Raw genomic sequence first — 11,334 nt, 5'->3', positions numbered from 1 at the left:
AAGTATTATGCTATTACTACTTTAAAAGGGTAGATAGGGGAAGCCTGCTGTGCGAGGGTATATTCTAACTGACGGCGCAGGAGCTCTGTTTCGTCAAAAGTGCTGTTTTGCTTTACTGTAAGCCTTACTTCAATAAAGGTCTGGAATCCACTGGACCGTTCTGACCCGGGCTGCACGGCTTTTTTTGTTTCTACTTTTTGCAACAGGTCGCCAAACAGCTGGAAACACAGCAGTTTTACATCCTCGCTGCTCACTATCTTTTCGTCAGCGGTAATCTTACGTTGCAACAAGTATTGCTTCTCTTTTGGTGTAAGTCCCTGCCTGGCCCCTGCCACATTGGTAAGCGTAATGATAGTATTGGTTTTTATGGCAGCATTGTTATGCACTGAAAATTTTGTGTCCGGTTTTATTTGCTGCGAATGCTCGGGCTTGTTAACGGTCCAGTATTCCACCGTTACATTATCACCTGCCTTTTTGGGTCTTAGCATCAGGTAATGCAGGGTATCTTTATTATCCCTTGCCAGCTCCATTTTATCTTCCAGCCTGATCAGTGTTTTATTTATTTCCTTCAGCCTGCTGGTCACAAAATCATTACTCATTTTGCTGAAGTAAGCGCTTTCATCCCTTACGGCATCTATAACACCGGCTATCATTGCACGTAACTGTGCAGAGCTGCTCTTACCCACACCACTGCTCCTGATGATGGCCTCACCTTCATTCAGTTCATCTACATGAGCCGCGCTTCTGAACTTGTACTCCTGCCCTCCCGGGCCATATACATTATGAATATCCAGGAAATCACCCTCCACAGGCAGGGGAATAATATTCATACGCCCATCCGTTTTTTCAGCCAGGTTTTTCAGGTTGCGGTTAATAACCGGAAAAGCATTGATGGCACATACCAGGCGGTCCAGCACCTGTAAAGGCACAGGCCTTGACAGTTGTATATGCAGGAAGGCCAGGTTTTCTGCACCCAGCTTTTGTGTTACGGGTTGGGGCAATTCGTTCAACCAGCTTTCCGGCAGTTTATGGCTGTCAAATGGTAAAGCCTGTGCTACCTGTAAAAAATGGCGCTCATACATCCAGGCTGTTTGCCGGCATATTTTTTTAGTATAACTGGAACCGTCATCCGTTAAAACATCATCAATACCCAGCTCATAATCTTTATTTACAAAATAGCCGTTATTAATAACAACAGGTGTATTGTTCAGCGTGGCCGTAGCGCCTTTTAAAGCATCATAAAAAAAACCGGCCTGCGAATGGTTACGCACATCAAAGAAAAGTTGCAGGCCTTTAATATCCGTTAAAGGTTTTTCCACCTGTAAGGCCAGTGTAAGCTCATGTATCAAAGTATTACCGGGAGCTTTGGCATCATGTACCACCGAACGCTGGGTACCCCCGCTGCAGGCCAGTAACCGGCCGCCAAAATATAAATAGGCCAGCGAAGTCTGGTGCAGGTGAAAAGTACCGATGGGCGTAAAACTTAAATCGGCCTGGTATGGTTTAAACCCTGCCTGGTGTAAAGTATTAACAAAAGAAAAACGCTGGGTATTATTGATCAGGGCTTTGGTATCCGTTACGCCGGCCTGTATCACACAGGAAGCGGGTCGTACGTTCATAATAGCATCGGGCAATAATACTTCCGACATATTATCCAGCAGCCTGTTTTGCGTAGCCTGTATGCTGCGGTTGGTTTTCTCCAGCTCTGCCGCACAGGCATCAAATAATAAAATCAGCAGGGGATCAAAATTGGTTTCAATATCACTTTCAGGTATATCCCATAAACGTGATGCAGTTTTGACCATCCGGTCTTTTATCTGGTCTTTTGTTTCAAACAACATAATGAGCTGTTACTGGTCTTTAATTAATTAATCAAATGCAAGCGGTCCGATAAAAAAACCGGTCTGGAAATTATAGGGTTCATTACTCCTGGCCACCAGGCCTGATACAATGATCTCTATCCGTCGTTTTAACTGCACATTACCATTATCATTAAACGGCGATTGTTTCACATTTACCTGCACGGTTACTTTTGTCAGTCTTTTCTCATACCGGCCGATCTGTTGTAATATCCCTTCCATGACGAGTTCCTTGCGCTGACTGTTGGAAAGATGAATATCGTAATCATTATCCCAGAACGATGAGCCGTAAAACTCATCAAAGCGGTTTTCATCCGTACCTGTTGTAATAAGCAGGTGTATATTACGTGATATGGATTCCTGTATCGTACATACCGGCATCTTTTGTTTATCAAAAAAATGCTGGAAACGCAGCGGTAGTTTTAAATAATTTATAGCCATTATTGTAATACAAGCATAATTGGTTTACAGGCAGCAGTATAACAGGCCTGTTAATAATCAACCGTTACTTCCATAAAAATGAGGCACTTGTTATCCATATCCGGATTAGGCGTTTGCCTTACCAGCTTCACCTTTGCCTTCTTGGATCCCAACAGACCTTTTTTCTTTTTTTGTGCTTTGGCTACCAGTTCTTTAAAGGTAGACCATTCCCCGTCTATCTTCACCTGGGTATCGCCTCCTTTACACAGGTAATTATCAAAATCGGCAATCCCTATTTTTTTCTCCACCAGTTCATTTAACAGCCGCTGCATCTCCTGGTCAGGCACACGTACAAATTTTTTGACCGGCGGGGTTACAACCGGTGGTTTTGCCGGCCCTGAAGGGTCAACGGGTTTGGTATCCTCGGGTTTGGTACCAGGGTCTCTTGGTGGTGGTGTATAAATAGGTGGCAATGGCTCCAGCTTGGGTACCGTAGTTTTTTCAGGTACTGTTGTTGCAGAGCCCGGCAGGTTTATAGTAATGGGTTTACGCCAGGTTTTGGTACTATCCTTATCCAATACCAGCACCAGGGTAACAGTGCCTGTGTTTGATGGTGTATAACTGATGGTATTGGTTGTTTTTTTACCAAAAGCGGCATCTTCCTGTATATACCATTCATAACTGCCGGCCTGTTGTGCCGTAGTAAAGCTGGTGGGCAGGCCCGCGCTGATAACATCAGGACCAATGATGGCAGATGCTTCCGGTTCGGCATTACTGATCTCGGCCGACTTCAGGTCTTTCACCAATACCATAAAGGTTTCCTTACATTTTTTATTAATAACCACGGTTACAAAATACTTGCCGGCAACCACGTAACGGTGTTGTATTTTGGCACCTGTAACCTTTTTACTGCCATCGCCAAAATCCCATTCCACCTGTTGTGCATGCGACATGTTTGCCTGGAACTGTATTTTTTCGTTTATATTAAAGCTGTTGTTCTGCGCTGTTTTGATTTCACCGGTAGTGGTAATGGTAACAGGCGAACAGGTTACATGTGTGGCCAGTTTAAAGCCAAAAAGTACCAGTGCAATAAAAAGGGTGATAATAAAACTGATTATTACTTTATAATCTAAACCCAGCCATTGCCGGCTATATATGGAATAAGGATTCTTCATTTGATGCTTATCTTTTTATCGTTGTTGCAACTGTGTATTTAAAATAAGTATCTGCTGACGCATTTCCGAGTTTTGTTTTTCATACTCCCCTTTCAGTTTTTCGAGGCTTATTTTTTCCTGTTCGCAAACCGTCAGTAACTGGTTTTTATCTTCGGAACGGATCGTTTTTTTATCGTTCTTAATATCGGTAAGTGTTTGCAGTATTTGCTGGTACAGGGCTTTATTGGCCGTACTGTCTTTTGCCAGCATGGCATCCATCTCCTGTATCTTTTGGGCTATCTGGCCTTCTACCAGGTCAATCCGGGCACCGGAGCTGTTCACCGTATCCAGTAATGATTTTGTTTGTGCCAGCAGGGAGGAGAATCTTTGACTGAAATCCTTTTCGCCCTGCAATACTTCTATCTGGGCCTGTAACTGTTTATTCTGTTTAAAAGGTACCTGCAAACCAAAATAAACCGCCAGTATAATTAATACCGTGGTCAGTACATAAAATATAATGAAACGTCCGAAAGCCTTATTACGTTCCTGCGAATTTTGCGGTTTCATGTTGTATTAATCGTTATTAGTGATGATAGTATTTAATGGTATTCTTGAGTAGTGGGTTTTGTTTAGCCAACAATTTGTGCTGTCCTCATAGTTCAATAGCATTACTGCAGTTGAACGGAGCGTCGCAAGTTCAGTTCCATCAGGGCACCACAGCCGGTTAACCAAAAAATCTTCTTTTTGTTTTTGCCTGCTGTGCATCCTGCTGGGTTGGTGTAAACTCTTCTTTTACAAATATGCCCGACTCTTTACGTTTGCCAATGAACTCCAGCCCACTGAGCGTTTCAAACAAACGGGATATAACTTTTGCAAACCTGATAACCGGGCCAATGCCTTCGTTAATATTATTATGCTGATAAGGCAGGTTGGCGATACCCGATAATAAACTTTCCAGTTCACCCTGGTTCAGTTCGCACCATTCGCTCAGGTAATTCATTAACTCATCCTTACCGGAACCTATCCGCAGGTCAATGGTATTTTTCATTAACCTGGCCAGCGATGATATCTGCATGAACAGTACTACCGGCGCTTCATATACTACGGTACGCCGCATTTGCGTAAGCGACTGGCTTAAGAAAATAATGATGCGGTCGCAAAGGAATAAAGCCAGTTCTGACAGGTCGTTCTGCTGGCTTTTTTTGAATATTTTTTGAACAATAACAGAACAGCGTGATTCCAGTGTGGCTAAAAACTGTTCCAGTTCGGCATGTAGCTGTACAAGATCGGGGTGTGCCGCTATATTCAGGCAAGGGGGTATATACTCTTCATCTACCTGCAGCAGGCCGGCATCGGCCATTATCCTGCCGATAGTAAGTACATAAGGATTGTTTACATATTGGCGATAACTATTCTCCTCCACACATTCAATAGTATAGGCGGCTTCGGTAAAGGGATATCTTGGCGGGGCTTCATTTACATCAGGATCGCCGACCGGGTTACGGTTAAAGGGATTAACCACCAATACAATGTATAAGGTTGTTTTACCGGTGGTAGCGGCAATCGGCAAAGTAGCCTGCACCACACCACCATTTGCCTGGTTATATAAAGACGGTATATTGATGACCACACCACCCTGCGTAACCGCATTACAGGCCATTACCTTTACGGTAACGGCATTTTGGTTATCGGCGGCAATGGTTACATTGTAAGCGGAGCCGGTGGTAACACCATACCTCACGACCGACAGTTCACTTGCCAGTGTGGTTTGTATAGCATACTGTGTTGCATGTTGCTGGGCAATAAAATGGTCTTTATTGATCTTCATGCCGTCCACCCAGTTTACCGGGAGGTATTGATGCCGTTCGTTCATATTGAGGAAATAAGGTTAAGGTTATAGGTTTATAATTTTTTACACTGCGCCACGTTCACAAATGATCACGGTATTTTCTTTAATGTTATTCTCCCTGACCGTTTTTTCGGGATTAAGCACACTGGAGAAAGTATACCATTTTGGCTTGGCTCTGAAAAACCAGTTATAGGCCAGCCTGTCTTTATTTAAATAATCGATCGGCGTTTCACTTTGTACTTCGTTATAATCGTTGATAAAATGATAAAACAGGTCACCCAGTATCATATCGGCAGGCGCTTTGGCCCGGAAATAAGTGCGGTTCATATCACCGCCTTTTTTTGCAATTTCAAAGCCTATCACCAGCAGTTCTTCATTTTCTTTTTCATCCGGTAACTCAATAGGCGAAAGGGGGTACTCCCAGGTTACATACACCGGCCGGGGAATGGTATAAGCCGCAATAAAAGTATGGTAGACTAAAATGGGTACAAAGAAAAAAACGGTGCTCAGTAAAACCGGGTAAAACAAAAATCCCTTGTCCTTAAAAAAATATTGCAGGGCGGCAAAAGCAACAATACTGAAACAAACAACCGAAAGACCAAACAACAGTTCGGCTGTCAGTAATTTATTCCGTGGTTCCCGCGGATGCCTGAAATATTTTTTATGGGTAATAGCCAGGTGAATAATACCGAATAACAGATACAGCCCGGCCATCAGCCAGAAAACAACAAACAGGTTATTGGTAGCATAGGTAACACCAAAAGCTACTAAAGATGACAGCGAAGATGCCAGCGTACCATACCAGAAAGGCGCTTTGCCTTTATTGGCAAAGGTTACGGCATACTGTTTTACCACTGCAAATAAAGCAATAGAGCCAGCCAGGAAGGGCGCAAAATATAATATGAAGGTTTTAATGGCCATTGTAAGTAAACAATAATTAAATGGTAAATCCGTAGCCCATTACATACTCGTTATGCAGGGTTTCGGTTTGCTGATCCTGTTTTGTTTCAAAATTGAATGATACATCGGTTATCAATGGTATAAACAGTTCCGTAAAACGGTGTAACAGTTGGCCCATTGGTTTTTCCGGCACATAACTTTCCAGCTCTTCCGTACTTACCCCGCTGATGGTAAACTGCCAGCACAGCGAAGGTTCATGCACCGTATGCCCGGTAATGGTATTAATACCCAGTAACGCATTTTTACCGCACTCAAAAAAGTTTTCCTGTGCGGCGGTATACTGCTGCTGTTTAATTATTTCAGCCACAGCCACCGGTTTATTTAATACCAGCGCCAGTGTTTTTGCGGTCAGTTCCTTATTACCTTTTATATGCCTTGCAAAAGGCAGCACTCTTATTAACATGGTAGCGGGTGCTGCAGGTAAATGTTTATCAATATTCCAGAATGAAAAAAAGGAAGGTGGTACATCCCCCACCAGCGAAGCAAACAACAGCCTTCTCTCCTCCAGTTCCTGTGCTACCCCGGCCCTGAACAACTCCTGCTGTAAGGGTTTAAAAAACCGGCGGGCCATCTTCTCTTCGTCCTTATACTGCCGGTGTTCGGTGATCATATCCCTGGTACTGGAGGTACGTGATGAGCCTTTAGCCTGGTGAAATAAACCCTCCGGTAAATTATCGTAAATACCGTTGCGATTCAAATTTATTTTAATGGCAGCGTCAGGGTCGCCTTCATATTCATGCCTTACTTCTTCAATATCATTCCGGTAATTCTGGCGGAAACCGCCTTCGTAAAAAATATCCAGGGAGTCAAAATCCACCCCGTTCTCCATAATGGCTGCGCAAAACACCTCGGCATTCAGCAGGGGCAATACATGATGGTTATATGGGCTGAGTGAGGGTTTCATACACCATTTACAAATTCATAGTTTTAGGTAAGTAAACAAATTTATACAATAATATTACTTAATCGGCGACAGTGCCACCTTATTTACCGGTTTGTGGTAGGCAGGCAGAAAAACAGTGTTGATAATAATTCAAATTTATCGTAAAAATACTGATAGGCACGAATGGTAAGTTCATTACCTTTAGCTGACCATTTTATATAACCTCAAAACTTTAACTATGAGTTTCAAAATCAAAATCGACGTAGGCGGAAAAGTTTACGAAAAAGTAATTTCCTGCGAATACACCCTCACCCGCCAAACCGATGTTACAGGCAGACCATCTACTGATGTACGTGGTGGTAAAATCACAGCCACTGTAAGCGTTGACAAAGGAGAAACAGAATTATTTGAATGGATTTCCGACCCGCACGCCACCAAAGAAGGCAGCATTATTTTTATTAAACGCGACAGCGATGCCACACTGAAAGAACTGAAGTTCAAAGATGCACATATGGTAGGCTACCAGGAGTCTTTCAACGCCAACGACGACAATCCCCTGCGTATTACTTTTGAGCTTTCGGCCAACGAAATATCATTAGGAAACGGTGAACATAAAAACAACTGGCATAAATAATTCACAAGGCCGGCTGAACGATTGTATTAACCAATAATAACATAGGTATTTTATTTTATTACTATCCTTAACCCTGCCCGGCAGTATCTGAGCATACTGTTGGTATGAATAACACCGGTTACAAGCCGGTACTTTCTTTTAATATTTACAGGGGTATAATGGTGTAGTTTATTTGCAGGTACGGGCCGGGCATACCGGCCGCTGAATTGGTGACCTGCCTTACCGGTCGTATTTATTGGTTAATATAATCCATAAACAGTGGTATAACCTGGCGTACCCCGGTACCCGGGATTGGTTTTATTAATAAATCCAATTTATCAATAAAATTATAACTATAACCCTATCAATATATAAGGCATTGTTCACCGCCTTACCTGCAATAGTTTTTAACGGCACTCCTTGCAAAAACTGTTGCAGGTAATTCAATTTATAATGGGCAGCTCATGGCAACTAATAATGAAATAACAACTATTAAAATACAGGTCAGCGGTACTGACGGTGATATCAGTTTTGCGCACCTGGCTATTCAGCAGCGCCTGGCCGATCTCAATACCTTTTCCTTTACCTGGCGTTTGCCGGCCGAAGAAGCTTCTCTTTCCGATAAAGTAAATTTTTATAAGAATAACCTGGGAAAAGAAGTTACCATTAACATTAATGATAGTTTTACTTTCAAAGGTATTATTGAACATATTAACTGTACCAACCAGTTCCTGCATAATACCGAATATGCCATTACCGGCCGGGGCCTCCTGTTAAAACTCGATGCCATTAAACAATGCAAATCCTTCATTAAAAAAACGCTAAAAGACATTTTTGAGGCTTTGGGCAACGGCAGTCCCTTAAAGCTGGAGCCAGCCTATACCGAACAGCTTTTTTATACGGTACAATACAACCAGACCAGTTTTGAATTTTACACCATGCTGGCGGCCCGTTATGGAGAATGGCTCTATTATAATGGCGAGGAACTGGTATTAGGGAAACCCGATACCAATGCCGTAGAGCTAAAACTGGCCGAAGGAGCCGTTACTGACCTTAGCTTATCGGCACGCATACAACAAGCACCTACAAAAGTTACCGGCTTTGATAATTACAAAGGCGAATACATTACCAGCGAAGTAGAAGCCGCTAAACCCGGCGGCTCAGGCATGGTAGATGCCGCCCTGGAAGCGTCAGAAGCTTTCTACGGCAAAAGCCAGGAACCCGCATTCTACGGGCACTCCATGAAAGTGGAGGTACTGGATAAAATAACCGAACTGCACCAGCAGGCCAGCGCCGCCTCGGCAGTTTACATTACCGGCAACACCCGCAATAATATGATCCGGATCGGTGGCACCATTAAAGTGGTGGATGAAAATGATAATGCCACCGAATTTGTTGTGATAGAGCTGGAAATACGAAGCAATGGTTACGAGGATTACAGTAACCGCTTTATGGCCATCCCGGCCGAATCAGCCGTTCCGCCTTATACCAACCCGCACCTCTTTCCTAAAAGTTATGCGCAGCTCGCTACCGTGGTGGATAATGAAGATGCAGATGGCTTAGCCAGGATAAAAGTACGTATGGCCTGGCAACCCGACGGCGAAACCACGCCCTGGATCAGTGTTATGGTTCCCCATGCAGGCACTGATACCGGCTTCCGGTTTTTACCCGAAGTGGATGATGAAGTAATGATAGACTTTATTGCCCAGAACGCTGAACGTCCCTTTGTGGTGGGGGCCGTGTACAGTGAACGTAACCAGTCAAATATTGCGCACGCCAGTAACAACCTTAAAATCATCGGTACACGGAGTGGTAACCGCATTACTTTCGACGATGATGCCGGAAGTATCAAGATCGTTGACAAGGCCGGCTCCTTTATCTTACTCGCCGGTGACGGCAATATACAAATAGAGGCGGCTAAGGATTTGCAAATTACCGTTGCCGAAAAAACACAGATTACTATTGGTTCAGATATGAAATGTGATGTGGGTGCTAATAACGAACTAACAATAGGGAGTAATAACACCCTTACTGTGGCAAGAAGCAATACCACAACTTTTGGCGAAACCAATACCGTTAGTATTGGCTCCAGTCAAAGCATTACCATTGGCAGCAACTCCACTGAAACAATCGGCGGTGGTTTAACCATTGTTAGTGCTGCCGGCACCAAATTAACCGATGGAGCCAGTGTGGAAATAAGCGCTCCATCTACAAAAGTAGAAGGTGCTGCGGCTGTAGAAATATCAGGCGGAGCTACGGCTACCCTCCAGGGTGGCGCTACCACCACCGTGAAAGGTGGCATTGTAATGATAAACTAAATAAACATGAAGTACCTCTGCCTGGATATGGCCATTAACACCGCTTACCCGGTAATACCGCTACAGCAGGCATTTCCTGTTAACCAGTGTTTATTTAAAAATACCGATGATGAATTTATCTGGGATGCTGCGCCCTGGTTATTTGCCCTGGGTTCACAGGATTTTTATGCAGTTATCAACGATCCGCTGATCACATTTCATCATCACCTCATTATTGAATCGAACGAAGGAATTGATTTTTTACGGGAACACCTGCAGCAGTTCCTGTACCAGGAAAAAGAGAACAAAACACACTATTACCGTTTTTGGGATGCGAGGGTTTTGTTACGCGAACTACCACAATACAGTGAAGAAAGACTGAACCTTTTTTTTAAAGATTATATACCTGCCATTTATTTGGAAGAGGGTAATAAGGACCAGTTAGTAAAACTCTCACTGAACAACAGGCAATTATTACAAATAGAAAAATGTTCCCGCTCACAGGTCTTTATGCCTGTTACGGATACAGTGGATACAAGTGACGCAACAAGAACACAGAAAATAAATTATCCTGATATGCCTGCTACTCCGGCCAAAAAACGAAGGTTCTGGACCGGTTAAGCATAGTAACAGGATATTAATCATAAAATGTATATAAATGGGTAAACCCGCTGCACGAACAATTGATATGCATGTATGCCCCATGGTAACCGGTGTAGTACCGCATGTTGGCGGCCCCATACTGCCCCTGGGCGCCGTGCCCACCGTGCTCATCGGTGGCTCATTTGCCGCTGTAATGGGTACTGCCTGTACCTGTGCCGGCCCGCCCGATAGTATTATGATGGGTAGCGGTACGGTACTTATCGGCGGACAGATGGCGGCCCGTATGGGTGATATGACGGCACATGGCGGCAGTATAATAATGGGCTGTGCCACCGTACTCATTGGCGAAAGTGGTAGCGGCAGTGCCGGCAGCGATGGTAAAAGCGCCAGGAAAAAGGCCTTCTCCAAAGTGGGCGCTAAAAAAGCAGCCGACATGGAAAACAGCGACGCCCTGAAAAAAGCAGCTGAAGATGGCGATGCCAATGCGGAGAAAACCAAGAAGGACGATTTCTCAGCAAAATATTCATTAAAAGATGTGGCCGGTAAGCCACAGGCCAATGTTGGCTATACCATTACCAAACCCGATGGTGAAAAAGTAACCGGTAATACCAACAGCAATGGCGAAACAGAACAATTACAGGGCTATACCGTAGCAGACTGTAAAGTAGTTTTTAACAATAAATAATGCATGACCCC

The 11,334-nt window shown here is 43.8% G+C and carries 11 protein-coding genes; 4 read left to right on the top strand and 7 right to left on the bottom strand.

The genetic code is table 11. From position 1 onward, the window contains the following. Positions 1-5 precede the first annotated feature (5 nt). The 7 genes from ACFS6H_RS05465 to ACFS6H_RS05435 form a co-directional block, all read right to left on the bottom strand. The gene (locus ACFS6H_RS05465; RefSeq protein ID WP_386096064.1) at positions 6-1,841 is read right to left on the bottom strand and encodes a hypothetical protein; all 1,836 of its coding nucleotides are present in this window, start codon (positions 1,839-1,841) and stop codon (positions 6-8) included. A gap of 27 nt (positions 1,842-1,868) precedes the next feature. Continuing rightward, on the bottom strand, positions 1,869-2,300 hold the full coding sequence (locus ACFS6H_RS05460; protein ID WP_386096062.1) for a GPW/gp25 family protein: 432 nt from the start codon (positions 2,298-2,300) through the stop codon (positions 1,869-1,871). Between the two features lie 50 nt (positions 2,301-2,350). Beyond that, positions 2,351-3,454, bottom strand: coding sequence for a PKD domain-containing protein (locus ACFS6H_RS05455; RefSeq protein WP_386096060.1), 1,104 nt, complete (start codon positions 3,452-3,454; stop codon positions 2,351-2,353). A gap of 15 nt (positions 3,455-3,469) precedes the next feature. After that, the gene (gene tssO / locus ACFS6H_RS05450; protein ID WP_386096058.1) at positions 3,470-4,000 is read right to left on the bottom strand and encodes a type VI secretion system TssO; all 531 of its coding nucleotides are present in this window, start codon (positions 3,998-4,000) and stop codon (positions 3,470-3,472) included. 157 nt (positions 4,001-4,157) lie between these two features. Beyond that, positions 4,158-5,306, bottom strand: coding sequence for a type VI secretion system baseplate subunit TssK (gene tssK, locus ACFS6H_RS05445; protein ID WP_386096056.1), 1,149 nt, complete (start codon positions 5,304-5,306; stop codon positions 4,158-4,160). 39 nt (positions 5,307-5,345) lie between these two features. Continuing rightward, the gene (locus tag ACFS6H_RS05440) at positions 5,346-6,203 is read right to left on the bottom strand and encodes a TssN family type VI secretion system protein (protein ID WP_386096054.1); all 858 of its coding nucleotides are present in this window, start codon (positions 6,201-6,203) and stop codon (positions 5,346-5,348) included. A gap of 16 nt (positions 6,204-6,219) precedes the next feature. After that, positions 6,220-7,146: a hypothetical protein gene (locus tag ACFS6H_RS05435; protein ID WP_386096052.1), complete on the bottom strand. Its 927-nt coding sequence runs from the start codon at positions 7,144-7,146 to the stop codon at positions 6,220-6,222. 217 nt (positions 7,147-7,363) lie between these two features. Here ACFS6H_RS05435 and tssD point away from each other — a divergent pair, with 217 nt between their 5' ends. The 4 genes from tssD to ACFS6H_RS05415 all read left to right on the top strand — a co-directional run bounded on the left by tssD (position 7,364) and on the right by ACFS6H_RS05415 (position 11,323). Further along, positions 7,364-7,759, top strand: coding sequence for a type VI secretion system tube protein TssD (gene tssD, locus ACFS6H_RS05430; protein WP_386096050.1), 396 nt, complete (start codon positions 7,364-7,366; stop codon positions 7,757-7,759). Positions 7,760-8,202: 443 nt separating this feature from the next. Beyond that, positions 8,203-10,056: a type VI secretion system Vgr family protein gene (locus ACFS6H_RS05425; RefSeq protein ID WP_386096048.1), complete on the top strand. Its 1,854-nt coding sequence runs from the start codon at positions 8,203-8,205 to the stop codon at positions 10,054-10,056. A 6-nt stretch (positions 10,057-10,062) separates the two neighbouring features. Next, on the top strand, positions 10,063-10,656 hold the full coding sequence (locus ACFS6H_RS05420; protein ID WP_386096046.1) for a DUF4123 domain-containing protein: 594 nt from the start codon (positions 10,063-10,065) through the stop codon (positions 10,654-10,656). Positions 10,657-10,693: 37 nt separating this feature from the next. Next, positions 10,694-11,323, top strand: a complete 630-nt coding sequence (locus ACFS6H_RS05415) for a PAAR domain-containing protein (protein WP_386096044.1) — start codon at positions 10,694-10,696, stop codon at positions 11,321-11,323. Positions 11,324-11,334 lie beyond the last annotated feature (11 nt).

The organism is Terrimonas rubra (assembly GCF_042686025.1).
GTDB lineage: Bacteria > Bacteroidota > Bacteroidia > Chitinophagales > Chitinophagaceae > Terrimonas > Terrimonas rubra.
Note: the sequence above shows the minus strand (reverse complement) of the source record. Positions and strands in the feature narration are given on the sequence as shown.

What these genes read in the sequence shown, in the direction of transcription:
- ACFS6H_RS05440 (WP_386096054.1), bottom strand. Translation starts at nt 6,203, where the DNA reads ATGGCCATTAAAACCTTCATATTATATTTTGCGCCCTTCCTGGCTGGC.
- tssD (WP_386096050.1), top strand. Translation starts at nt 7,364, where the DNA reads ATGAGTTTCAAAATCAAAATCGACGTAGGCGGAAAAGTTTACGAAAAA.
- ACFS6H_RS05420 (WP_386096046.1), top strand. Translation starts at nt 10,063, where the DNA reads ATGAAGTACCTCTGCCTGGATATGGCCATTAACACCGCTTACCCGGTA.
- ACFS6H_RS05425 (WP_386096048.1), top strand. Translation starts at nt 8,203, where the DNA reads ATGGCAACTAATAATGAAATAACAACTATTAAAATACAGGTCAGCGGT.
- ACFS6H_RS05465 (WP_386096064.1), bottom strand. Translation starts at nt 1,841, where the DNA reads ATGTTGTTTGAAACAAAAGACCAGATAAAAGACCGGATGGTCAAAACT.
- ACFS6H_RS05415 (WP_386096044.1), top strand. Translation starts at nt 10,694, where the DNA reads ATGGGTAAACCCGCTGCACGAACAATTGATATGCATGTATGCCCCATG.
- tssO (WP_386096058.1), bottom strand. Translation starts at nt 4,000, where the DNA reads ATGAAACCGCAAAATTCGCAGGAACGTAATAAGGCTTTCGGACGTTTC.
- tssK (WP_386096056.1), bottom strand. Translation starts at nt 5,306, where the DNA reads ATGAACGAACGGCATCAATACCTCCCGGTAAACTGGGTGGACGGCATG.
- ACFS6H_RS05435 (WP_386096052.1), bottom strand. Translation starts at nt 7,146, where the DNA reads ATGAAACCCTCACTCAGCCCATATAACCATCATGTATTGCCCCTGCTG.
- ACFS6H_RS05460 (WP_386096062.1), bottom strand. Translation starts at nt 2,300, where the DNA reads ATGGCTATAAATTATTTAAAACTACCGCTGCGTTTCCAGCATTTTTTT.
- ACFS6H_RS05455 (WP_386096060.1), bottom strand. Translation starts at nt 3,454, where the DNA reads ATGAAGAATCCTTATTCCATATATAGCCGGCAATGGCTGGGTTTAGAT.